The following is a 23435-nucleotide window of genomic DNA, read 5'->3' on the forward strand; positions in this document are numbered from 1 at the left end:
CCACCGCCATTCGCAAGAAGGCCTAGCGCAAACGGACTACGTCAAGCGGGGACCGAATCGATGTCGGTCCGCTCCCAATGGCGGTGCTTGGCAATGGCGGCAATGAAGTCCTGCGCGATCTGGGTGGCCGCCGTGGTGTCGCCGAGGTTGGTCACCGGTGTGGCCGCCACCACCACGCCGGGCGGCAGGTCGCCAGGTTGGGCGTCCGCGGCGATGCCGAGTTTCGACAGCAGCTGCGCGCCCTCGCCCACCGTGCAAATGGCCTTGCAGTGCTTGTAGGCCTCGAGCACGAAGTGCACGGCATCGCCCGTGCCTGCGAGCGCCGCCGCGCCCAGGCTGCCGCCGGGCACGAGCACGGCGTCGAACATCACCGACGGCGCGTTGGTGAAGGTCATGTCGATGTCGATCTGCCGCTTGGAAGCGCTGGCGATGGTGCCCAGGCGCGGGCCGACCACCTTGCAGCGCCCGCCGGCCTGCTCGAGCGCATCGCGAATCGGCTTGAGCGAGGCCGAGTCGATGCCGTCGGCCACGAGGATCGCGATCTTGCGCGTGCGGATCGAGCCGTCGCCGGTGTCGGCCATGCTGAGCGCCGGGGACTCCTCGATCGGCAGCGTCATGCGGTGTTCGCGATAGCCCGCGCGGCCCGCAGCCGCCTTGGCGTCGGGCGCACCGATGCCGAGCGGCTCCGCCACGCGGCGTGCGAGCTTCTCGTCGACGTGCGCGAGGTTGTCGACCATGCGCTGGCGAATCGCCGGCACATCCACCTTGGAGAGTTCGAAGCGGAAGCCCGCGACGATGTGCTCCTTCTCGGCCGCGCTCTGGCTGTTGAAGAACAGGCGCGCCTGCGTGAAGTGGTCGTCGAACGACGGGCTGCGCCGGCGCACCTTGGGCGACTCCAGCTCGTCGGGATACGACTGGAAGCCGACGCTGCCGCCGTCGACGCGGAACTCCTTGCCGTCGCCCAGCGAGTTGGGCTCGTAGGCCACCTGGCCGCGCGCGATGGTCTGGCGGTGCATGCCGTCGCGCTGGAAGTTATGGAACGGGCACACGCTCTTGTTGATGGGGAGCTCGTGAAAGTTGGCGCCCCCGAGCCGCGAGATCTGGGTGTCGGTGTAGGAGAACAGGCGCCCTTGCAGCAGCGGGTCGTTGCTGAAGTCGATGCCGGGCACCACGTGCCCCGGGTGGAAGGCCACCTGCTCGGTTTCGGCAAAGAAGTTGTCGGGGTTGCGGTTCAGCACCAGCCGGCCGATGCGCTGCACGGGCACCATTTCTTCGGGAATCAGCTTGGTCGGGTCGAGCAGGTCGAAGCCGAGCGAATTCGCCTTGTCCTGCGCGATGAGCTGCACGCCGAGCTCCCACTCGGGAAAGTCGCCGTGCTCGATGGATTCCCACAGGTCGCGCCGGTGGAAGTCGGGGTCCTTGCCCGCGATCTTCTGCGCTTCGTCCCACGCGAGGCCGTGAATGCCGAGCTTGGGCTTCCAGTGAAACTTCACGAAATGGCTCTCGCCGCGGTGGTTGACGAAGCGGAAGGTGTGAACGCCGAAGCCTTCCATCATCCGGAAGCTGCGCGGAATGGCGCGGTCCGACATCGCCCACATCAGCATGTGGGTGCTCTCGGGCATCAGCGAGGCGAAGTCCCAGAAGGTGTCGTGCGCGCTCGCGGCCTGCGGCATCTCGTGGTGCGGCTCGGGCTTCACGGCATGAATGAGGTCGGGGAACTTCATCGCGTCCTGGATGAAGAACACCGGAATGTTGTTGCCCACGAGGTCGTAGTTGCCCTCGCGCGTGTAGAACTTGACGGCAAAGCCGCGCACGTCGCGCACCGTATCGGCCGAGCCGCGCGAGCCGGCCACGGTGGAGAAACGCACGAAAACGGGCGTCTTCGCGTCCGGGTCCTGCAGGAAGTCGGCCGAGGTGAACTGCGACATCGACTTGTAGACCTGGAAGAAGCCGTGCGCCGCCGAACCGCGGGCGTGCACCGCACGCTCGGGAATGCGCTCGTGGTCGAAGTGCGTGATCTTCTCGCGCAGGATGAAGTCTTCGAGCAGCGTAGGCCCGCGCAGGCCCGCCTTGAGCGAGTTGTGGTTGTCGGGAATCTGCAGACCCTGGTTGGTCGTCAGATTGGGCGCATGATCGGTCGCGAAGCCTTCGAGTTGCTGCTGCTTGGCATTGCCGCCGTCCGCGGCCTTCGACCGGCGTCCGGCGGCGGCCTTGTTCTGTGGCGTCATCGAGGATCTTTCATGGGCGGGTCAGCTTCGTTGTCGAGAAAAAGGTCCAGCACGTTCACCAACGCAATCAGGCAGATGAAGCCCGCCACGGCGGCCACCACCCAGAACAGGATCTCATCCCCCCAGGTACCGGTGAGTGAATCGAACAACGCAGAGACATTCATGATTCGCTCCAGCAGAACAGATTGGACAAGACAGTGCTTGCGCTGCAGCCGGTAAGGGCGATGAGAGCCGATTCGAGGGCGTTGCGAGCGAATCCAAAGGTTATGTTTGCCGCAGACTGTTACCCGTAGTGGCGGCTCGCCCTCGCTTGTGGGAGAGGTGAGGTGTGCGAGGTAGGAGCGCGCCGACAGAACCGGGCCGGCACCTACGCGGCTTTGCGCCTCTGCCCGCGTGCCCCGGCACGGAGCCCCCGATAGCATCAACAAAGGAGGCACGAAGCCTGCTTGCGCATCCGGACAGAACACATACTTGGCCCACAGGGAAGAACCACATGCAGATAGAGATCGGTTTCGACATTGAACTCGCCGTCACGGCACCCACGGCACTGATCTACATGCTGCAAGTCCACCCGTCGCGCGCAGCGGACCTGCAGAACGGCGAGCACATCACCATCAGCCCACCGCTGCACACCGACTACTACTTGGACAGCTTCGACAACCACTGCGCGCGGGTGCGGATACCCGCGGGCGTGACGAGCGTGCGGCTGCGCAACCATGCCGTGGTGTTCGACCCCGGCTGGTCCGACCCGGTGGACTACAGCGCCATGGAGCACGCGGCCGCCGACCTTCCGGTGTCGACGCTGCCGTTCGTGCTGCCGAGCCGCTATTGCGAGGTCGACAGCGAACTGCTGCAGTTCGCCTGGAACAACTTCTCCCGCGTGACGCCGGGCTGGCACCGCGTGCAGGCCATTTGCGATTTCGTGCACGAGCACCTGCGCTTCGACTACCAGAGCGCCCGCGCCACGCGCACGGCGCTCGAGGGCTTTCGCGAGCGCACGGGCGTGTGCCGGGACTTCGCGCACCTGGCCATCACGCTGTGCCGCTGCATGAACATTCCGGCGCGGTATGCCACCGGGTATCTGGGCGACATCGGCATTCCGCCCGTGCCTTACCCGATGGACTTCAGCGCCTGGTTCGAGGTGTACCTGGGCGACCGCTGGCACACTTTCGATGCGCGCCACAACATGCCACGCATCGGCCGCATCGTGATTGCACGCGGGCGCGACGCGGCCGACGTGCCGATCACCATGGTGTTCGGCGCCAATTCGCTCCAGCGCTTCGAAGTGACGACCGCCGAGGTGCTGCAGTAGAGCAGTCCGGCAAGCACGCCGGCCTCAGGCTTCACGAAGGCAGATAGCCCAGCATCTCCATCGCGCCGCGAAGACCGGTGCGACTGGCCTCCATGGCGTCCCACGGCGTGTTGCCTACGCTGACGCGGTCGGCAATGTTGGCCACCGTCCAGTGGGCGGCGCTGCCCAGATCCGGCAATTCCCCCCACGCCAGCGGCACCGAAACGCCCATGCCCGGGCGGGCGCGCGCCGACCAGGCACTGGCCGTGGTGGCGCCGAAACCGTTGCGCAGGTAGTCCGCGAAGATCTTGCCCACGCGGTTGCGCGGCCCGCTCTTGGCCACGAAACGATCCGGAACGATGCGCGCGAGGTGGTCGACGATGGCCCGCGAAAAGCCCCGCACCTCGTCCCAGCCGAGCTGGCGCCGAAGCGGCACCACCACGTGCAGGCCCTTGCCGCCGCTGGTCTTCAGGAACGACGGCAGGCCGAGTTCGTCGAGCAGCACATGCACCAGCAGCGCCGCTTCCTGGATCTGCTGCCAATCGACGCCCTCGCCGGGGTCGAGGTCGAAGGTCATGCGGTCGGGCTTGCCGATGGCGCGCGAGGTGGCGTTCCAGGTGTGCAGCTCGATGGTGTTGTACTGCGCTGCGCCAACCAGCGCCTGGGCGGTGTCGATCTGCAGCAGCGGATCGTGCCCCGGGTCCAGGGCCGGGTCGAGCAGCTTGATGCCGGCGATGTCGCTGTGCTGCGCGTGCTTCTGGAAGAACAGCTCGCCGCCCACGCCTTCCGGCGCGCGCACCAGCGCCACGGGCCGGCCCTTGAGGTGCGGCAGGATCAGCGGCGCCACGGTGGCGTAGTAGGCCGCGAGATCGCCCTTGGTGACGCCGCTGGCGGCATCGATCAGGCGCTCCGCATGGGTGATGCGCGGTGCCTTCGGAACCCCCGTTCGGCCGTTCATGCCGCGCGGCGCCGCGCAGGGGCGCTCTTGGCCGCGGTGCGCTTGCGCGCGGCGCTGCTTTTTGCGGTGGTCTTGGCGTGCGCCTTGGCCTTCGGTTTGGCCTTGCTCTTGGCGGACGCCCCGGCGGGCTCATCCTCGTCTTCGCCGTCTTCTTCCGCCGAGTCGCTGGACTTCGCGGGTGCAGCCGTCTTGCCGCCACCCTTGCGCAGGCTGCGCTGCAGCAGCTCGGTCAGGTCGATGATCTTCGCGCCGCGGCTTTCGGCGGCCTGGCCCTCTTCGGGCTCGGGCTGCGTCACGGTCTCGGTCTGGCCCGCAGCCACCTTGCGGTCGACGAGCCGCAGGATCTCGTCCTTGAATTCGTCCTTGAACGCGTCCGGGTCCCACTCGGCGCTCATGTCTTCCACCAGCTGTTCAGCCATCTTGATCTCGCGTTCGTGCAGGCCCGCCTTCTTGGCATCCTCGGAGGGCAGCGGCAGCTCGGTCCAGGGCCGGATGTCGGCGCCCCAGCGCAGCAGGTTCAGCACCAGCGCGGGCCCGACCGGCACCAGCGCGGCCAGGTGCTGCTTGGTCTGGATCACCACGCGCGCCACGCCAATGCGCCCGCTGCGCTGCAGCGTTTCGCGCAGCAGCGCATACACCTTGGCGCCGCGATTGATGGGCGCCACGTAATAGGGCCGCTCGAGATAGACGAACGGAATGCCGTTGGCGGGCACGAAGCTCTCGATCTCGATGGTCTGCGTGGTCTTGGGGTACGCGTCGGCAATTTCCTTGTCGCTCAGCACCACGTACTCGCCGTCTTCGTACTCGATGCCCTTGACGATGTTCTCGCGCGCGATCTCCTTGCCGGTCTTCTTGTTGATGCGCTTGTAGCCCACCGGGTCCATCGAGCGCTTGTCGAGCCAGTCGAAGTCGATGCCCTGGCTGGTGGTGGCCGAGTAGAGCGCCACCGGGATGTGGACGAGGCCGAAGCTGATCGCGCCCTTCCACAGGACGCGCGGCGCGGGTGCTTTTTTAGAGACTGCCATGGACACACTCCTTCAGGCTCGAGACTTTGCGCCTCATGCCGCCCGCCGATGTAGGAGTGCTGCGGCGCCTGCCGTAAGGCTCGGGCCGGCGTTTTTTCCTCCCCTCTGGGGGAGGGCAGGGGTGGGGGCAGGCGGCGTGTCCACTGAACGCTCTGCGCGCCCCCATCCCAGCCTTCCCCCAAAGGGGGAAGGAGCCAATGCTTCAGGCCGATGGTGCGTTCGCCACGGGCCCGAGCACGCGCTCGCTCGGACGCGCGAAGTAGAACCACTCGGCGCCGGGCAGCGCCAGCGCATTGGGAAAGACGATGAATCCGTCGTCGGGCGCGCTGACCAGCGTGCCGTCGTGGCGCATGCCGATGGGCTCGCCGCGCTGCACCGCATCGAAGGTGGCCCAGTCGCGCACGAAGCTGTCTTCTTCATGCAGCCGGTCCGTCACGCCCGCCAGGCGCAGCAGCTGGGGCGGGCTGGGCGGCGCGGCCGGCATGCCTTGCGGCAGCGCCGCCATGCCGAGCAGCGCAAGCGCGCGCCGAATGGCGCGCCACGCCACCTCGGGCGCCTGCGGATCCTGGTGCTGGCCGCATTCGAGCGTGACGCCGTAGCCGCCGCAATTGCGGATGTATTCGTTGGTGCCGCGGCCGAAGTCCAACGCGCTCTCGTCGACCGCGGCGCCTGGCGACGAACGCTGCGCGAGCCCGGCGGCATAGATGTCGAGCCAGCCTTCCACCACGACGGACGTGCCCAGGTGCAAGGCCAGCAGCCCTTCCTCGCGGGCGCGGGCGAAGGGCTCCAACGGGCCGGTGTTGTCGCGCGGGCCGATCATTGCGAAGGCTTCGCCCTCGCTCTGGAAGGAATGCAGGTCGAGCAGCACATCGTGCCGCTCGATGAGCGGGCACAGCACGTTGGTGACCCGGCCTTCGTAGTCCGCGGGCGCCTCGCTCGGCTTGAACAGGCGGTTGAGGTTGCGCTCGCCCTCGCGCTGCAGGCGCCGACGCGCGAGCGGATTGGCAATGGGCACCAGGCTGAGCTGCCCGCGCAGCAACCGGAGCGTGCCGCCGTCGAGCTCGGCCAGCACGCGCTCGATGCCCACGGTGCCGCAGGTTTCGTCGCCATGGATTCCGCCCATCACGAGCAGCCGGGGCCCCGGATTCAGCGAGGCGAAGGTGTGGATGCGCAGGCTGTCGGTGGCGGCGGGTGCGAAAGGATCGGAAGACAAAGGATCGGAAGACATCCGGGCGATTATTGCGGAGGCCTTCCCCTGTCCGCAAAGACGCTACTCGTTTCATAGCAGCGCACCGAGCGCGGGCGAAGGCATGCCGCTCATACGCCCCGGCGCGGCGTGCCTACAGGGCGTGCCTCGCCTGTCCTACCGGCCGTGCCCCGGGCACCGCGCAAGCTAGGAGCCGAATCACCCACAGGCAGATACCGCGAAGGAACAGTGCCATGAGCAGCAGCAAGCCCGGCCCGAAGGATTCGGGCGCTCCGGACGACCCGGTGCGGGACGCCGGCGGCGGCGACACCAAGATCGAGCAGGGCGGCGACTCGGCGCCGCGCCTGCCGCACGAGCGCGACGAGTCTTCCGACAGCCAGCAAAGGCCGCGCGGGCAACCCTCCGAAGTGGGCCGAAAGGGCCATGACGACATCGAGCGCGGGGTGGTCGACACCGACCGCGGGCCGGAGGCCGACCGCGTCTACAACGACCAGGTCAAGCGCTGAGCGGGACTACTTGGCGGCGCCCACGCCCGCGAGCTGCTCGCGCATCGACGAGATCACCGCCCCGTAGTCCTTGGCGTTGAAAATCGCGCTGCCGGCCACGAAGGTGTCGGCGCCCGCGGAGGCCACGCGCGCGATGTTGTCGGCCTTGATGCCGCCGTCCACCTCCAGGCGGATGTCGCGGCCGCTCTGCTCGATGCGCTTGCGCGCGAGTTCGATCTTGCGCAGCGCCGAGTCGATGAAGCTCTGCCCGCCGAAGCCGGGGTTCACGGACATGATCAGGATCAGGTCGATGTCGTCGATGGCCCAGTCGAGCGCCTCCAGGCCGAGCCCGGGGTTGAACACCAGCCCCGCCTTGCACCCCGCAGCCTTGATGGCCTGGATGCTGCGGTTCACATGCGGCGATGCGTCCGGGTGAAAGCTGATGTAGTCGGCGCCCGCTTCCGCGAAAGAGGCGGCCAGCGCGTCGACCGGCTGGATCATCAGGTGCACGTCGACCGGCACCGGCTCGCCGTCCGCCGTCTTGGCGTAGGGCTTCAGGGCCTTGCAGATCATCGGGCCGAAGGTCAGGTTCGGCACGTAGTGGTTGTCCATCACGTCGAAATGGATCCAGTCGGCGCCGGCGGCGATGACCTTGGCCAATTCGTCGCCCAGATGGGCGAAATCGGCGGAAAGAATGGAGGGGGCGATGCGGAACGGCGTGCTCATGCGCCGATTGTCGCAGCCGGCGCAAAACCCGGAAAGCAGTGCAAAAGAGGGCTCCAGTTACCATCGCGCGCATGTCACACAGCCCCATCAATGTCCACGTCGAGCCCCGCTACCTGGCGGACCAGTCCTCGCCGAAGGACAAGATCTATACCTTCGCCTACACCGTGACCGTGACCAACGTGGGCGAAACCAGCGCGCAGCTGATTGCCCGCCACTGGCTCATCAACGACGCCTCGGGCCATGCCCAGGAGGTCAAGGGCCTCGGCGTGATCGGCCAGCAGCCGCTCCTGGCACCGGGTGAATCGTTCCGCTACACCAGCGGCTGCCGCCTGCATGCGCCGAGCGGCACCATGCACGGCAGCTATTTCATGGTGACCGAGGACGGCGAGCGCTTCGAAGCGCCGATTCCGATGTTCGTGCTGGAGGCGGACATCGGCGGGGCCCCCGTTTCGCGCGTACTTCATTAGCTCGCCCCCAGTCTTCGCGCACTTCGTGTCGCTTCGCCAACCCCCTACCGGGGGCAACACCAGAGGCCCGGCAAAGCCGATCCGCGGCGTCTCCGGCATTTGATTCCTTCCTTCCTCTTATCCTTTTTATGGCTGCTGCATCGCTTGACCTGCAGGGCCTGCTGGCCCGGCTCGATCCGACCGCGGACGTGGCGCATCGCCACATCTGGCTGATCGACGTTTTCGACTGGCTGCGCGGCGATCGCGCGTCGCCGCAGGCTTCGGTGGGGCGCGTGGCGCTGCTGCTCGACGCCATCGAGGCGCGGCCTGAGCTGCGTGAGCGCCTGCGCGCGTGGTGGCGCGCTTTCACGCAGACGGTCGACCTGACCACGCTGCTGGCGGACTACGGCTTTGCGCCGCGCACCGCATTCCTGAGCGAATTCTCCGAGCGCCTGCGCCGGAAAATCCTGCCCGGCACGCCCGAGACCACCGATGCTTCGGACCTCTTTCGCATGGTGCTGCCCGGCGTGTTCGACGCGGGCTGGATCGCACTGCTCGATGAACCGCAGCTTGCGCGCATCGGCCACCTGCTGGCCGACGCGGCCTTGGACGACGACGGGGCCCCGCGCTGGCGCCACACCGTGATGGACGCGGTCACCTACTGCAGCAGCCAAGTGGTGGCGGCCGGCTTCTCGCCCGAGCTTCGCCTGCGCACCAGCGTGGAGCACCACGAGGCCCGGCCTTTTCACGCCCTCATGGCCGACCTGGACGAACTGCGCGAGCAGATGTTCGAACAGCCTGCGGGCGAAGAAGGCGATGCGGCGCTGCAAGCCGCCTTCGTGGCCTTTCGCGACCGGCTCGACGCCTGCCGCGCCAGCGCCTCGTCGGTCTACACGCACCTGGAAGACAACGGCATATCGGTCGGCCTGGTGTTCCGGTTGCGCCAGCTGCGCGAGCGCGTGCTGCGCATCCGTGAACTGCTCGATTGCCTGATGCCGGCCGCGCCCGCGCCGAACGTGGCGCGGCTGGTCGGCCGGCTGGTTCTGGCGGGCGGCGAGCGCAACAGCATCCGCGCGCTGATTGCGTCGAACTCGTCGATGCTCGCGGCCCGGGTGACCGAGCGCAGCGCCGAAACCGGCGAGCACTACATCACGCGCGACCGCGCGAGCTACCTTCAGATGGTGCGCAAGGCCGCGGGCGGCGGCGCGCTCACCTCGCTCACGGTGCTGCTCAAGTTCAGCATCTACGCCATCGGCCTCTCGGCCTTCTGGAGCGGCTTCTGGTCGGGCCTGATGTATGCCGCCAGCTTCGTGGCGATCCAGCTGCTGCACCTGACGCTCGCCACCAAGCAGCCGGCGATGACGGCGCCCGCCATGGCGGCGCGCCTCGGCGACATCAAGACCGATGCCGCGGTGGCCGATTTCGTCGACGAGGTGGCCAATCTGGTGCGTTCGCAGGTGGCGGCCGTGCTGGGCAACGTGGGGGTGGTGGTGCCCGCGATGCTGGGGCTCGCGCTTCTGGTTCAGCTCGCCCTCGGCCGCCCGTTGCTCGACGCAGCGCATGCCGCGGCCACACTGCAATCGCTCTCACTCGTGGGCCCCACCGCGCTCTACGCCGCGCTGACCGGCGTGCTGCTGTTCGCGGCCAGCATCGTGGCGGGCTGGACAGAAAACGCCTTTGTCCTGCATCGGCTGGACTCCGCCATGCGTTACAACCCTCGCATCGGCGCTTTTCTGGGCGCCGCCCGCGCCCGCCGCTGGGCCACCTTCATGCGCACACACATCTCGGGCTTCGCTTCCAACATTTCGCTCGGACTCATGCTTGGCCTGTTGCCCGCATTTGCGGGTTTCTTCGGGCTCGGCCTGGACGTGCGCCACGTGACACTGTCGGCCGGGCAGATTGCGGCGGCCGCAGCTTCCACGGGCATGCCGGTGCTCCAGCAGCCGGCGCTGTGGTGGGCGGTGGCGGCCATCCCGGTGATCGGCGCCCTCAATGTGAGCGTGAGCTTTTATTTCGCATTCCGTCTGGCGCTGCGCGCGCACAGCGTCAGCCTGGACGACCGCGCACGCATCCGCAGCGCCATCTGGGCGCGCTGGCGCAGCCGGCCCATCAGCTTTTTTCTACCTGCATGAATTTGACGAGTCTCATCAACGATCTGCTGGGCTTCTGGTCCGAGTGGCTGCGCCCTTCGGCCGGCCTGCCCACGGTGATGTGGTCGCTCCTGCTGGCCGCGTCGGCGGCCTCCGGCCACCTGGTGCAACGCTATCTGGGCCTGCCCAAGGTGGTCGGCTATTCGATCGTCGGCGCGGTGGTCGGCTTTGCCGGCTTCGAAGGCGCGATCTGGCCGCTGCGCGGCATCAGCCTGTTCCTGCTGGAGCTGGGCGCTGCCGTGGTGCTGTTCGAAGCCGGCGGCCGGCTGCCGCTGCGCTGGTTCCGCCACAACCCGATGGTGCTGGTGCAAAGCCTGCTCGAAGCCACGCTCACCTACTTCGGCGTGCTCTGGGTGCTGCAGCTGCTGGGGCTGCCCGACCCGGTGGCCAACCCCATCGCGCTGATGGCCATCGTCGCCTCCCCGGCGGTGCTGAGCCGCGTGATCATGGACACGCGCGCCTCGGGCCCGGTGACCGAGCGCGCCATGACGCTGGCCACGCTCAACACCTTCTATGCGCTGGCGCTCGGCTATGCGCAGGCCGGCCTGATCGAGCGGGCGCCGCAAACGCTGCTGCAGAAGCTCTATCCGGTGGCGGTGGTGCTCGGTCTCTCGTTCGTGATCGGCGCCATCCTCGCACTGGCGCTGCGCACCGCCCTGCGGTTCATGAGCCCGACCAGCGAGAGCACCTCGATCCTGCTGCTCGCGCTGATCGCGGCCGGCGCCGCGCTCACGGCCCACGTCGGCGGCTCCGCGCCGCTGGCCGCGCTGATCGGCGGGGTGCTGCTCAAGACCCTCAACCCGAAACCCTGGGCCTGGCAGCGGCAGCTCGGCACGGCGGCGTCGCTGCTCACCATGCTGATGTTCGTTCTGGTGTCCATCGTGGCGGCGCAGGCCGACTGGACCCTGCCGGTCGCCAGCGTGGTGCTGGCCGTGATCGTGGTTCGCCTGTTCGCCAAGATTGCCGGCGTGGCCATTGCCAATCCGGGCAGCGGCGCCAGCTGGAAGCAGGCCTTCTGGGTCGGCTGCGCGATGTCGCCGCTGTCGGCGATCGCGCTGTTGATCGCATCGAATTTCACCACCGCGTCGCCGCTGCTCGGCACCATGATCACGCAGGTGGCCCTGCCCTCGATTCTCCTGATGGAGGTGATGGGTGCCGTGCTCGCCACCGTGGCCATTCACGCGGTGGGCGAAAGCTCGGTGCCGTGGGCGCCCCAGGCTTTCAGCACCACGGAGGACACGCAGCGATGACCGCGTCCATGGGCTTTCCCGACAGCGCCAGCACCCCCCTGGTTCCGAACACAACGGACAGCGACGACTTCCGCTCCGCGGCGCTTCCCGCCGACCCCGCGAGCCGCGTGGTCAAGCTCGAGCCCTTCAACCGCTCCGAAGCGCTGTCGCTCGGCGTGGAGCTGGAGCTGCAGCTCGTCAACACGCACGACTACGACCTGGCGCCCTATGCCGAGGACATGCTGCGGCTGATGGCGCAAACCCCGCTGCCCGGCAGCGTGGTGCCCGAGATGACCTCGAGCATGATCGAGATATCGACCGACATCTGCCACTCAGCGCAGGACGTGATCACGCAGCTCTCGCCGATTCGCGAGGCGCTGATCAAGAATGCCGACAAGCTCAACATCGCGGTGGTCGGCGGCGGCACGCATGCGTTCCAGCAATGGCACGAGCGGCGCATCTACGACAAGCCGCGCTTTCGCGAACTGTCGGAGCTGTACGGCTACCTGAGCAAGCAGTTCACCATCTTCGGCCAGCACGTGCACATCGGCTGCCCCGATGCCGATGCGGCCTTGCTGATGCTGCACCGCATGTCGCGCTACATCCCGCACTTCATCGCGCTGTCGGCCTCGTCGCCGTTCGTGCAGGGGCAGGACACGCAGTTCGACTCGGCACGGCTCAACTCGGTGTTCGCGTTTCCGCTCTCGGGCCGCGCGCCTTTCACCTTGAGCTGGAAGGAGTTCGAGGCGTATTTCGAGCGCATGACCCGCACCGGCGTCGTGCGCAGCATGAAAGACTTCTACTGGGACATCCGGCCCAAGCCCGAGTTCGGCACCATCGAGATCCGCGTGTTCGACACGCCGCTCACGGTGGAGCGCGCGGCGGCCCTCGCGGGCTACGTGCAGTCGCTTGCCGCATGGTTCCTGCAGGAGCAGCCCTTCGAGCCTACCGAAGACGACTACCTCGTCTACACCTACAACCGCTTCCAGGCCTGCCGCTTCGGCCTCGACGCGGTGTACGTGGACCCGGCCAGCGGCCAGCACATGCCGCTGCGCGACCACATCCTCATGACGATGACGCAACTCGAATGGCACAGCGAGGCGCTCAACGCCACGCAGGCGCTCGGCGAGCTGCGCACCAGCGTGGAGGCCAACCGCAACGACGCGCGCTGGCTGCGCGAGAAGCAGGGCAAGGAGCGCCTGCTGGCCGAGGTGGTGCGGCAGGCGGCGTTGCGCTTCCGCGGCGCGGCCTGAGCCCTTCCGCGGCCGCTCAGGCGGCCACGGCCTTCTGCGAAAACTGCCTGCGGTAGGCCGTGGGCGAGGTCTTGAACGCCGCGACGAAGTGCTTGCGCAGCGATACCGCCGAGCCGAAGCCCGCGTCGGTGGCCACCCGCTCGACCGGCCGGCCCGTGGTCTCCAGCAGCCGCTGGGCGAGCGCCAGGCGCTGGTTCTGCAGCCATTGGCCGACCGTGGTGCCCGTGGCTTCGCGAAAGCGCCGCGTGAAGGTGCGCCGGCTCATCAGCGCGCGTTGGGCCAGGCTGTCCAGCTCGTGCGGACTGTGCAGGTGGCGGCCCAGCCATTCGAGCAGCGGCGCGAGGCGGTCGCTCTCGGCGGCTGCCGGCACCGGCCGCTCGATGTATTGCGCCTGCCCGCCTTCGCGGTGCGGCGCAACGACCATGCGCCGCGCCGCCCGGTTCGCCGCTTCGGCGCCGTAGCGCACCCGCAGCAGATGCAGGCAGCAGTCGATGCCCGCGGCCGTGCCGGCGGAGGTGAGCACGTCGCCGCCGTCGACATACAGCACCTCGGGCTTCAGCGTCACTTTCGGATATTGCCGAGCGAAGGCTTCGGCCAGGTTCCAGTGCGTGGTGGCGGGCCGGCCGTCGAGCAGGCCCGCTTCGGCCAGCACGAACGCGCCCAGGCACAGCCCGACCACGATGGCGCCGCGCCGATGGGCCGCCTGCAACGCGCGGATCAGCACGGGCGGCGCGGGCCGCCTGTCGTCGCGCCATGAGGGAACGACCACGATCTGCGCCCGGCGGATGGCTTCGAGGCCATGCGGCACGGTCAGCGTGAAGCCGGCATTGGTTTGCAGCGGGCCCGGTTCGACGCCGCACACCAGCAAGCGAAAACGCGAATCGCCAGCCTCCGTGCGGTCTTCGCCGAAGACCATGCACGGCACCGACAGGTGAAAGGGACTGATGCCGTCGAAGGCGACGACTGCAATGGTTTCCGCGGGTTTTCTGGCCATGGCCCGATTTTATCGATGAATGGCTTTCGGGCCACTTTCTCCCGAGATCGAGAACGAGAAGAATCAGGCCATCGAAACCACTTGCATCCACGGAGCCAACAAATCATGAGCAACCCCGCACCGCGCCGCGCCCTCGTCGTGATCGACGTGCAGAACGAGTATTTCGAAGGCGGCGGCCTGCCGATCGAATATCCGCCCGTCGAACAATCGCTGCCGAACATCGCCAAGGCCATGGACGCAGCCCGCGCGGCCGGCACGCCCGTGGTGGTGGTTCGCCATCACGCGCCCAAGGGAGCGCCGGTGTTCCAGGCCGACACGCACAACGGCGAGCTGCATCCCGAAATTGCCAAGCGTCCGCGCGACCACCTGATCACCAAGGCGTTTCCCAGCGTCTTCACCGGCACCGACTTCGCCGACTGGCTCGCGCGCCATGAGATCGATACGCTGAGCGTGGCCGGCTACATGACCCAGAACTGCGATGCGTCGACCGTGTTCGAGGCCATGCACCGCGGGCTGAACGTGGAATTTCTTTCGGACGCGACCGGGGCGCTGCCGTATTCGAACGCGGCCGGCCATGTCAGCGCCGAGGAAATCCACCGCGTCTTCAGCGTCGTGTTCCACAGCAATTTCGCAGCCGTGACGAGCACCGACGCATGGATTGCCGCCCTGCAGGCCGGCCAGGCGATCGAGAAGGACAACGTGCTGATGTCGAACCGCCGCGCGCGGGGGTGAGCACCGCCGTGCGATGCGCACGGTGACCGAGACAAACCACGTCGACTCCTGCTGATGAGCGGACTGTCTCCCATTGATCACAGGTTTGGTGGCTCGACCCGTTCACGAGACGAGCGTGGCGCCGACCAGGAAGATCGCAATGCCCAGATACCAAAACCGCATCATCCAGACGCCCACCTTGTGCCGTCTTGCATAAACGTAGATATAGAGCGGCACGAACAAACAAAGAAGCCCTTTGACCGGGTTTCCCGTGAAAGCGTGCAGAGCGATGCCGACTTGCGCTGCAAACGCGAGTGCGAGACCGGAAAGCAGCACGAATGAGCCGAACGTCAGAGACATGAATGACCCCCCTCTTTTGCTCGACTCTAGCCGGAGCACGCGAGCTCGGGCAAGCCGCCTTTTGATGCCGCAGCGCTTATGCTCGCCCCATGGGTGAATTCGACCTGATCGCACGCTACTTCAAACGCCCCGCCAGGCGCTCTCCGCTCGGCGTGGGCGACGACTGCGCCTTGCTCGCGCCCGCACCGGGCATGCAGCTCGCCGTGTCGTCCGACATGCTGGTCGAAGGCCGGCACTTTCTCTCGACGGTCGATGCGGCGCGGCTCGGCCACAAGGCGCTGGCGGTGAACCTCAGCGATCTCGCCGCATGCGGCGCCAGGCCGCTGGCCTTCACGCTCGCGCTCGCGCTGCCCGGCGTCGACGAGCCGTGGCTCGAAGGCTTTTCGCGCGGCCTCTTCGCGCTGGCCGACGAACACGGCTGCGAGCTCGTGGGCGGCGACACCACGCGCGGCCCGCTCAACATCTGCATCACCGTGTTCGGCGAAGTGCCGGCCGGCGCGGCGCTGCTGCGCTCGGGCGCACGCCCCGGCGACGACGTCTGGGTCAGCGGCACGCTGGGCGACGCACGGCTGGCGCTCGAGGTGTTTCGCGGCACGCTCGCATTGCCCGCCGATGTGTTCGAGCAGGCACGGCTGCGCATGGAGCAACCCACGCCGCGCATGGCGCTGGGCCAGGCGCTGCGCGGCACCGCCTCGGCGGCCGTGGATGTGAGCGACGGCCTCGTCGGCGACCTGGGCCACATCCTGGCATCGAGCCGGGTGGGTGCCACGCTCGACGTGGACGCGGCGACAAGCGTGGTGGCCGCGGCGGGCACGCCCGGCCTGGGCACCGAAACGCTGCGCACCTGCGCGCTCTCGGGCGGCGACGACTACGAACTGGTTTTTACCGCGGCGCCCTCAGCGCGCGCCGCGGTCGAGCAAGCCGGCAAGGTGAGTGCCACGCGCGTGACGCGCATCGGCCGCATCGATGCCGAAGCGGGCCTGCGCATCGTGGACGCGAGCGGCTCACCGGTTGCGCAGCAATTCGGCTCGTTCGACCACTTCGTCTGATCAGGATCCGCGGATCATTGTCTGCATCTTTGCCTGGGCGGCATTGATGGCCTGCGAATGGCCGTTGAGGTCCTGCAGCATCTTGTTGAGCTGCGCCTGCACCGCCGGGTCGGTCACGGTCACGGTCGAGCCCGAGACCTGGATCTTCGACTTGTTCTGCTCGATGTAGTCGCCCACCGCGAGCGCGCCGACGAACACCGTGTCGAGCGCGGGGAACACCTCCTTGAAGGTGGCCGCCGGTGCCGACACGGTCTTTTCATAGGCCTTGTCGTAGACCTGCTTCAGGTCGTCGGGCTGCTTGAGCTTGGCATGCGCCGCGTCGGCCTTGGCCAGCTCCTGGTCGAGCGCGGTGCGCAAACCGCCAAGGCCCTCTTTCGCGGCCTTGAGGTCGTCGCGCCGCGATGCGAGGTCGGCAATGGAGCGCAGCGCGCCCTTGGCCATCACCTGGCCCATCGGCTGGCTGACGGACTTGTTCATACCCTCGTTGAAGTCGGCAATCACCGCATAGTGCTGCGCATAGTCGCCGAACGAGGCTTTCTCGTCGGCCGTGGGCGTGGGCACGCGCAGGCCCGGCTTGTCGAGCACGCGGGTCTGCAGGAAGCCGATGAACGCGGTGCGCTGCTCGGCCTCCTTGTTGCCGCAGGCCGCGAGCAGGACACCGAATGCGAGGCACAGGCACAACGCGTTGAAACGAACCAGGTTTTTCTTCATGATGAACAGGCTTTCGCGCTTGAATGGGCCGCCAAGCATACGATGGCCCAACCAGCTGGCGGGGCATGCAAAAGGCCTACAGCGATTTCTTCAGCACGTCGATGAAGCTGCGCGCCGCCGCCGACAGCGAATGCCCGCGCTTGGTGACCACCGAGATGTCGCGCGCCACGCGCGGCGCGCTGAGCAGCTTGATCACCAGCGACGGATCGTTCGCGGCTCGCGCGAAGGCCGAGGGCATGATCGACGGGCCCATGCCGGCGGCGGTCATCCACAGCGCCGTTGAAAGGAACGACACCTCGTTGACCACGTCGAGCACCACACCGGCCTCGGCCGCGGTGCCGTCGATGAGCGGCCGCACGCCGTAGCCCGGCCGAATGGTGATGACGGGGTGGCGCCCGAGATCGGTCCAGCGGACCACGCGGGCCTTGGCCAGCGGATGGTCGGCGCGGCATACCAGCGCGAGATGGTCGCGCATCAGGCGCTGCGTCTCGACCTCGGCGCCGGGACGCTCGGGCGTGCCGATGCCGAAGTCCACGTGTTCGCCGAGGATGCGCGAAATGAACTGGTCCGGCGCGCAGTCGTTCACCAGCACGCGCACCTTGGGGTGCTGCTCGGCGAACACGCGCATGGCATCGGGCAGCAGCAGCGAGGCGAGCGTCGGCGTGATGGCCAGCGTCACGCGGCCGCGCTCGAGCGTCGCCAGTTCACGGAAGTCGGCCGAGAGCGAATCGACATCGCGCAGCACGCGCTCGACCGTGGCGAGCATTTCTTCCGCCGCGGCGGTGGGCTTGAGCGAGCGCGTGGTGCGGTCGAACAAACGCGTGCCCAGTCCCTCTTCCAACTGACGGATCAGCATGCTCACCGCCGACTGCGTCACGAACAGCCTTTGCGCGGCCGCACTGAGCTGGCGCAGTTGGTACACCGCGAGAAATGCACGCAGTTGGCGGAGCGTAGGACTGAAGTTCGCATTCATTAGAAAACATGATATTTGATTCGGAATTCCTTGATTTACGGATAAATGCTGGCATCGTCCAATTCGCATCAAACAAAAACCATATTCAAGGAGCGATTCGATGACTGCAACGATGGCCCACCGGGCGATCGCATTTCGCCGGCTGCTGGCGCTGCTGCTGACCGCGGCTTGCGCACTTCTGGCCGGCACCGCCCACGCACAAACGCAGGCCCGGGCCGCCGACTTCCCGAACAAACCGATCCGCATGGTGGTGACCTTTCCGCCCGGCGGCAGCGCCGACGGCGTGGTGCGCATGCTGGTGCCGCGAATGAACGAGAAGCTCGGCCAGCAGGTGGTGGTGGACAACCGGCCCGGGGCCGGCGGCAACGTGGGCCTTTCGCTGGTGGCGAAGGCGCCCGGCGACGGCTACACGCTGGGCGTGGGCGCAGCTGGCGCGCTGTCGGCCAACACCAGCCTGTATCCGCAGATGCCCTTCGATCCGCTGAAAGACTTCAAGCCGGTGGGCATGCTCGCGGCCATTCCGTTCGTGATCGTCGGCCACCCTTCTGTGGCCGCAAAGACGCAGCGCGAACTGATTGCACTTGCCAAGGCAAAGCCGGGTTCACTCTCCATCGGCCATGGCGGCAACGGCACGGCCATGCACCTCTCGGCGGCGCTGTTCTCGCAGATGGCCGGCATCAAGCTGGTGGAAGTGCCCTACCGCGGCTCGGGGCCGGCGGCGCTCGACGCATTGGCGGGCCAGGTCCCGCTCGCGGTGGTCGACCTGCCTTCGTCGCTGCAGCAGATCAAGGCCGGCAAGCTGGTCGCCTTCGCGGTGACCAGCCCGCAGCGGCTTGCCACGCTGCCCGACGTGCCCACGGTGGCCGAGGCCGGGCTGCCCGGCTACGACTCGACCGGGTGGTTCGGCGTGGTGGCGCCCGCGGGCACGCCGGCGGCCGTGGTGGCACGGCTCAACGCCGAGATCAACGCCGCATTGGCGGACGAGCAGAACCTGACGGCGATGCGCAACCTCGGCGTGGAACCCGCGCCGGGCACGCCGGAGGGCTTCGATGCCTACATCCGCAGCGAAACGAAGAAGTGGGCCCAGGTGATCCAGGACGCCCGCATCAAGCTCGACTGAAAAAAAAGTTTCGAGAAGCCATGACAGACAAGACCCTTGCCGCCGACGTGCTGATCGTCGGTGCCGGCCCGGTGGGCCTCACGCTGGCGATGGACCTGGCCTCGCACGGCGTCTCGGTGATCCTTTGCGAAACCCGCCGCTTCGCCGAGCCGCCGAGCGTGAAGTGCAACCACGTGTCCTCGCGCACCATGGAGCAGTTCCGCCGTCTCGGCGTGGCAGAGAAGCTGCGCGACGCGGGGCTGCCCGCCGACCATCCCAACGACGTGGTGTTCCGCACCAGCGCAACGGGCATGGAGCTCGCGCGCATTCCGATTCCGTGCCGGCGCGACCGCTACACCGAAACCGAGGGGCCCGACGCGTGGTGGCCCACGCCCGAGCCGCCGCACCGCATCAACCAGATCTACCTGGAGCCGATTCTGCTCAGGCACACGGCGGCGCTTCCCGGCGTGCAGTTGCTCAACCGAAGCCAGGTCACCGCGTTCACGCAGGACTGCGACGGCGTGTCCGCTACCGCCACCGATCTCGACAGCCACGCGACGCGCCACATCCGCTGCCGCTACATGGTCGGCTGCGACGGCGGCAGCTCCATGGTGCGCAAGCAGATCGGCGCAACGCTCGAGGGCACGGCCGTGATCCAGCGCGTGCAGTCGACCTTCATTCGCGCGCCAGAACTGCGCGCGCTGATCCCGGGCAAGCCCGCGTGGTCGTACTACGCGATGAACCCGCGCCGCTGCGGCACGATGTTTGCCATCGACGGGCAGGAAACCTGGCTGGTGCACAACCACCTCAACGCCGAAGAGCCCGAGTTCGATTCTGTCGACCGCGACCGGTCATTGCGTGAAATCCTCGGCGTCGGTCCCGATTTTTCTTACGAGATCATCAGCAAGGAAGACTGGGTGGGGCGCCGCCTCGTGGCCAACCGCTTTCGCGAAGGCCGCGTGTTCCTCGCGGGCGACGCGGCGCACCTGTGGGTGCCCTATGCGGGATACGGCATGAACGCGGGCATTGCCGATGCGCTCAATCTCTCGTGGCTGCTCGCGGCCTGCGTGCAGGGATGGGGCGACGACGGCATTCTCGATGCGTACGAAGCCGAGCGCCTGCCGATCACCGAGCAGGTGTCGAACTTCGCGATGGACCATGCGCAGAAGATGATCCGCGCGCGACGCGCCGTGCCGCAGGACCTCGAGGCGCCCGGCCCCGAGGGTGATGCGCTGCGCGCGGAGATCGGACGCGAGGCCTACGACCTCAACGTGCAGCAGTTCTGCTGCGCGGGCCTGAACTTCGGCTACTTCTATACCGGCTCGCCGATCATCGTTGCCGATGGCGAGCACACGCCGCCGGCCTATTCGATGGGCGGCTTCACGCCTTCGACCGTCCCGGGCTGCCGCGCGCCGCATTTCTGGCTGACCGACGGCCGTTCGCTCTACGACGCTTTCGGACCGGGCTACACGCTGCTGCGCTTCGACCGCAGCGCGGATGTCTCGGCGCTCGAGCGCGCGGCGCGCGCCTACGACATGCCGCTCGCCGTGGTCGACATCGACGCGGCGGAAGTCCCGCCCGCGTACATGCACCGCCTGGTGCTGTGCCGCGCCGACCAGCACGTGGCCTGGCGCGGCGCCTATGTGCCGCCCGATGCGTACGAGCTGGTGGCGCAGCTGCGCGGCGAGCGGCGGCATCTGCAGGGCCGCAGGCGGCTGCTGAGATGGGAAGGCGTGATGGCGTAGGGGTGGCGCAGGGGAGCGGCGCGATGGCCCGAACCGGGCTCGGGCGCATCGTGCCCGCCTTCTTCACCGATTTCACCGATGCCGCGCGGCCGCGAAGCGGGCGATCAGCCATGCCGCCAATGCCGGCGCGAGCGCAAAGCTCGCGAACAGCCAGGCGGCGGCAGAGCGCGCGCCGGCCGCGCCGCCAGGTGCAGCGAGCCCGGCTGCGTTGGCGACCAGCCCCGCCACTGCCGCGCCCACGGCCAGGCCGTAGAGCTGCACGGTCGTGATCGAGGCCGACGCCAGCCCTTCTTGCCCCGGAGGCGCGAGCGACATCACGCGCGTGACGAGGTGCGGCCAGCCGATCCCCACGCCCAGGCCGACCGCTCCCAGCGCGATGGCGACCAGCGGCGTTTCGACGCCGGCGGCAAACCCGCCATGCCCCGGCAACAGCACGGCCAGCGCCACCAGCCCCAGCGTGCAGGCCACCGGCCCGGCGCGCAGCATGCGGTCGGCGCCCGCGCCGCTGCGCCCGGACGACAGCAGCGAACCCGCGCTCCAGCCGCCGGCCATGGCCGCCGTGAGGTAGCCTGCCGACAACGGCGAATGGCCGTGCAGCAGCTGCAGGAAGTACGGCACGAAGATTTCGGTGGTGGTGCCGATCATCATCAGCACCACGCCGGCATAGATGGCGCCCATCGGCGCGCTCACCGTGTAGGCGCCGGTCGGCAGCAACCGCACCGCGGCGCGTCCGTCGATCCGGGTGGCCGCCACGCCGAGCCCCAGCCCCAGCGCGACGCCCACCGCCTGCCAGGCCAGCGTGGGCCCGAATTCGCTCGCCGCGATCATCAGCACCGAGGCCGCCAAGAGGCCGATCTGCGCCGCGGGAATGCGCGGCATGCTGGCAGGGCGCACATGCCGCACGCCGGCGGCGGGCCGCAGCTGCACGGCCACCAGCAGCGCCTGCAGCGCCGCCAGCGGCAGCAGCGACCAGAAGGCCCAGCGCCAATGCCCCGCCTGCGCGAACAGGCCGCCCACCGCCGGCCCGCAGAGCGTGGCCACGCCCCACATGCCCGACACCATGGCCACCCCACGCGGCCACAGCCGCGGCGCGAACACCCGCTGGATCAGCGCATAGCTCAGCGCCGCGAGCAGGCCGCCGCCCACCCCCTGCACCGTGCGGCCCGCGAGCAGCCAGGGCATGGCCGGTGCCAAGGCGCACGCGATCGAGCCCGCGGTGAATGCCGCCAGCGCCGCCAGGCATGCACCGCGCGGCCCCAGCCCGGCGAGCGAACGCACCGAGAGCGTGGCGCCGACGATCGACCCCACCACGAACAACGTGGTGCTCCACGCGTACCAGCCGAGCCCGCCGATTTCATTCACCACCGAGGGCAGCACGGTGGTCACGATGTGCACATTGACCGCGTGGAGCGCGACGCCCCCGGTCAGCGCCAGCGCGCGCCAGCCGTTGCGGCCGCGGAACAGATCGCTCCAGGCCGCAGTGGATGGGTTGGAAATTGGCGAACCGGAATCGGCGGTGGAGGTAGGTGCGGCAGGCATGGGTAGGTGTCCGGAGGAAGCAGGAAATGTCGAAGCAAGGCCGGATCCTAGGCCGCACTCGTGAATTAAACAAGACAACACTTTGATAAATAGGGGCATCGGCATGGCCGCGGATGCGCGACACTGCTGCCTGATGCAAGCCGTTCCTCCGCCTCCTTCTTCTTCTCCTTCTTCATCGTCCGCCGGCCCTGCTCCGCAGGGCGCGCCGCGCCGGCCCACCAAGGCCTTCCTGCTGTCGCACCCGGCGCATTTCATTGCCCTGGGCTTCGGTTCGGGGCTGCCGCGCGTGGCGCCCGGCACGGTCGGCACGCTCTGGGCCTGGGCTGCCTTTGCGGTCATGCAGCTGTGGTTCACGCCCGCCACCATCGGCTGGGTGATCCTGGCCTCGCTGCCCATCGGCTGGTGGGCCTGCAGCGTGACGGCGCGCCACATGGGCGTGGCCGACCCGGGGAGCATCGTGTGGGACGAAGTGGTCGCCTTCTGGATCGTGCTCTGGCTGGTCACGCCGGCCGGCCTGCTCGCACAGGCGGTGGCATTCGGGCTGTTCCGCTTCTTCGATGCCGCCAAGCCGGGGCCGGTGGGCTGGGCGGACGCGCTGTTCAAGCCACGCGATGCCGCCGAGGTTCGTTGGTGGCGCGCAGGCTTCGGCATCATCCTCGACGACCTCGTGGCGGCGTTCTGCACGCTGCTGGTCATTGCGCTGTGGCGCGCATGGTGAACCTCATGGAACCTTCGATCCCATCGTCGAACCTTCTTGCGGACCCGGGCACGTCCGGCCTTGTCGCGGCCACGGCCGGACTGCTGCTGAAAAAAGGCTGGATGCTCGCCACGGCCGAAAGCTGCACCGGCGGGCTCATTGCCGGCGCGTGCACCGAACTGGCCGGCTCGAGTGCCTGGTTCGAGCGCGGCTTCGTCACCTACTCGAACGCGGCCAAGACCGAACTGCTGGGTGTCGACGCGGCGCTGATCGAAACCCACGGCGCGGTCAGCGAGGCCGTGGCGCGCGCCATGGCCGCGGGGGCCATCGCGCACTCGGCGGCCCGCGTCGCCGTGGCAGTGACCGGCGTGGCCGGCCCCACGGGCGGTAGCCCCGAGAAGCCGGTCGGCACTGTCTGGTTCGGCTGGTCAATCGACGGACAGATCCGCACCGAGCGTCGGCGCTTCGACGGCGACCGCGCCGCGGTGCGCGCGGCGACAGTGCACTACGCGCTGCAGACACTGGCGCATTTGCTGCAAGCCTGACGTCGGCCGCCGCA

General features: G+C 68.2%; 23 protein-coding genes. 12 read left to right on the top strand and 11 right to left on the bottom strand.

Annotated features, from left to right (window positions below):
* Positions 1 to 41 precede the first annotated feature (41 nt).
* Both katE and QFZ42_RS22890 read right to left on the bottom strand, forming a co-directional pair.
* On the bottom strand, positions 42 to 2228 hold the full coding sequence (katE, locus tag QFZ42_RS22885) for a catalase HPII (RefSeq protein WP_307703161.1): 2187 nt from the start codon (positions 2226 to 2228) through the stop codon (positions 42 to 44).
* Positions 2225 to 2392, bottom strand: coding sequence for a hypothetical protein (locus tag QFZ42_RS22890; RefSeq protein ID WP_307703162.1), 168 nt, complete (start codon positions 2390 to 2392; stop codon positions 2225 to 2227). The genes katE and QFZ42_RS22890 overlap by 4 nt, the downstream gene beginning before the upstream one ends.
* A gap of 329 nt (positions 2393 to 2721) precedes the next feature.
* On the opposite strand from QFZ42_RS22890, the gene QFZ42_RS22895 reads away from it, so the two are divergent.
* Positions 2722 to 3540 (top strand): transglutaminase-like domain-containing protein, encoded by an 819-nt coding sequence (locus QFZ42_RS22895; protein ID WP_307703163.1) that lies wholly within the window; start codon positions 2722 to 2724, stop codon positions 3538 to 3540.
* 31 nt (positions 3541 to 3571) lie between these two features.
* Here QFZ42_RS22895 and ligD read toward each other — a convergent pair whose 3' ends face one another.
* The 3 genes from ligD to QFZ42_RS22910 form a co-directional block, all read right to left on the bottom strand.
* Positions 3572 to 4477 carry a non-homologous end-joining DNA ligase gene (gene ligD / locus QFZ42_RS22900; protein WP_373423363.1) on the bottom strand — a complete coding sequence of 302 codons (906 nt, stop codon included), beginning with the start codon at positions 4475 to 4477 and terminating at the stop codon, positions 3572 to 3574.
* Positions 4474 to 5502: a non-homologous end joining protein Ku gene (ku, locus tag QFZ42_RS22905; protein WP_307703164.1), complete on the bottom strand. Its 1029-nt coding sequence runs from the start codon at positions 5500 to 5502 to the stop codon at positions 4474 to 4476. Before ku ends, ligD begins: the two co-directional genes overlap by 4 nt.
* A gap of 202 nt (positions 5503 to 5704) precedes the next feature.
* On the bottom strand, positions 5705 to 6730 hold the full coding sequence (locus QFZ42_RS22910; protein ID WP_307703165.1) for a succinylglutamate desuccinylase/aspartoacylase domain-containing protein: 1026 nt from the start codon (positions 6728 to 6730) through the stop codon (positions 5705 to 5707).
* Between the two features lie 212 nt (positions 6731 to 6942).
* On the opposite strand from QFZ42_RS22910, the gene QFZ42_RS22915 reads away from it, so the two are divergent.
* Positions 6943 to 7215, top strand: coding sequence for a hypothetical protein (locus tag QFZ42_RS22915; protein ID WP_307703166.1), 273 nt, complete (start codon positions 6943 to 6945; stop codon positions 7213 to 7215).
* Positions 7216 to 7221: 6 nt separating this feature from the next.
* Here QFZ42_RS22915 and rpe read toward each other — a convergent pair whose 3' ends face one another.
* A complete protein-coding gene (rpe, locus tag QFZ42_RS22920) occupies positions 7222 to 7920 on the bottom strand; it encodes a ribulose-phosphate 3-epimerase (protein ID WP_307703167.1) in 699 nt (232 codons plus the stop codon).
* A gap of 71 nt (positions 7921 to 7991) precedes the next feature.
* Between rpe and apaG the strand changes: the two genes are divergently transcribed.
* The 4 genes from apaG to QFZ42_RS22940 all read left to right on the top strand — a co-directional run bounded on the left by apaG (position 7992) and on the right by QFZ42_RS22940 (position 12998).
* Positions 7992 to 8387, top strand: coding sequence for a Co2+/Mg2+ efflux protein ApaG (apaG, locus tag QFZ42_RS22925; protein ID WP_307703168.1), 396 nt, complete (start codon positions 7992 to 7994; stop codon positions 8385 to 8387).
* A 128-nt stretch (positions 8388 to 8515) separates the two neighbouring features.
* Positions 8516 to 10498, top strand: coding sequence for a site-specific recombinase (locus QFZ42_RS22930; protein WP_307703169.1), 1983 nt, complete (start codon positions 8516 to 8518; stop codon positions 10496 to 10498).
* Entirely contained in the window at positions 10495 to 11766 is a 1272-nt protein-coding gene (locus QFZ42_RS22935) for a cation:proton antiporter (protein WP_307703170.1), read from the top strand. The genes QFZ42_RS22930 and QFZ42_RS22935 overlap by 4 nt, the downstream gene beginning before the upstream one ends.
* Entirely contained in the window at positions 11763 to 12998 is a 1236-nt protein-coding gene (locus tag QFZ42_RS22940; protein WP_307703171.1) for a YbdK family carboxylate-amine ligase, read from the top strand. Before QFZ42_RS22935 ends, QFZ42_RS22940 begins: the two co-directional genes overlap by 4 nt.
* A 16-nt stretch (positions 12999 to 13014) precedes the next feature.
* Here QFZ42_RS22940 and QFZ42_RS22945 read toward each other — a convergent pair whose 3' ends face one another.
* Positions 13015 to 13992: a helix-turn-helix domain-containing protein gene (locus QFZ42_RS22945; protein WP_307703172.1), complete on the bottom strand. Its 978-nt coding sequence runs from the start codon at positions 13990 to 13992 to the stop codon at positions 13015 to 13017.
* 105 nt (positions 13993 to 14097) lie between these two features.
* Between QFZ42_RS22945 and QFZ42_RS22950 the strand changes: the two genes are divergently transcribed.
* Positions 14098 to 14724, top strand: a complete 627-nt coding sequence (locus tag QFZ42_RS22950) for an isochorismatase family protein (protein WP_307703173.1) — start codon at positions 14098 to 14100, stop codon at positions 14722 to 14724.
* A 102-nt stretch (positions 14725 to 14826) separates the two neighbouring features.
* Here QFZ42_RS22950 and QFZ42_RS22955 read toward each other — a convergent pair whose 3' ends face one another.
* Positions 14827 to 15063, bottom strand: coding sequence for a hypothetical protein (locus QFZ42_RS22955; protein ID WP_307703174.1), 237 nt, complete (start codon positions 15061 to 15063; stop codon positions 14827 to 14829).
* 89 nt (positions 15064 to 15152) lie between these two features.
* On the opposite strand from QFZ42_RS22955, the gene thiL reads away from it, so the two are divergent.
* On the top strand, positions 15153 to 16112 hold the full coding sequence (gene thiL, locus QFZ42_RS22960) for a thiamine-phosphate kinase (RefSeq protein ID WP_307703175.1): 960 nt from the start codon (positions 15153 to 15155) through the stop codon (positions 16110 to 16112).
* On the opposite strand, the gene QFZ42_RS22965 is transcribed toward thiL, so the two are convergent.
* The gene (locus QFZ42_RS22965) at positions 16113 to 16823 is read right to left on the bottom strand and encodes a DUF3053 domain-containing protein (protein ID WP_307703176.1); all 711 of its coding nucleotides are present in this window, start codon (positions 16821 to 16823) and stop codon (positions 16113 to 16115) included. It lies immediately after the preceding gene.
* A gap of 76 nt (positions 16824 to 16899) precedes the next feature.
* Positions 16900 to 17796, bottom strand: a complete 897-nt coding sequence (locus QFZ42_RS22970; protein WP_307703177.1) for a LysR family transcriptional regulator — start codon at positions 17794 to 17796, stop codon at positions 16900 to 16902.
* A gap of 100 nt (positions 17797 to 17896) precedes the next feature.
* On the opposite strand from QFZ42_RS22970, the gene QFZ42_RS22975 reads away from it, so the two are divergent.
* Positions 17897 to 18916 carry a Bug family tripartite tricarboxylate transporter substrate binding protein gene (locus QFZ42_RS22975; RefSeq protein WP_307703178.1) on the top strand — a complete coding sequence of 340 codons (1020 nt, stop codon included), beginning with the start codon at positions 17897 to 17899 and terminating at the stop codon, positions 18914 to 18916.
* A gap of 20 nt (positions 18917 to 18936) precedes the next feature.
* Positions 18937 to 20640 (top strand): FAD-dependent oxidoreductase, encoded by a 1704-nt coding sequence (locus QFZ42_RS22980; RefSeq protein WP_307703179.1) that lies wholly within the window; start codon positions 18937 to 18939, stop codon positions 20638 to 20640.
* Between the two features lie 72 nt (positions 20641 to 20712).
* On the opposite strand, the gene QFZ42_RS22985 is transcribed toward QFZ42_RS22980, so the two are convergent.
* Complete coding sequence (locus QFZ42_RS22985; RefSeq protein WP_307703180.1) at positions 20713 to 22179, bottom strand: MFS transporter; 1467 nt, start codon at positions 22177 to 22179, stop codon at positions 20713 to 20715.
* Between the two features lie 133 nt (positions 22180 to 22312).
* Here QFZ42_RS22985 and QFZ42_RS22990 point away from each other — a divergent pair, with 133 nt between their 5' ends.
* Both QFZ42_RS22990 and QFZ42_RS22995 read left to right on the top strand, forming a co-directional pair.
* A complete protein-coding gene (locus QFZ42_RS22990; protein ID WP_307703181.1) occupies positions 22313 to 22897 on the top strand; it encodes a phosphatidylglycerophosphatase A family protein in 585 nt (194 codons plus the stop codon).
* A complete protein-coding gene (locus QFZ42_RS22995) occupies positions 22891 to 23421 on the top strand; it encodes a CinA family protein (RefSeq protein ID WP_373423364.1) in 531 nt (176 codons plus the stop codon). The genes QFZ42_RS22990 and QFZ42_RS22995 overlap by 7 nt, the downstream gene beginning before the upstream one ends.
* Positions 23422 to 23435 lie beyond the last annotated feature (14 nt).

It is taken from the genome of Variovorax paradoxus, assembly GCF_030815855.1.
In the GTDB taxonomy this organism is placed as follows: Bacteria; Pseudomonadota; Gammaproteobacteria; order Burkholderiales; family Burkholderiaceae_C; genus Variovorax; species Variovorax paradoxus_M.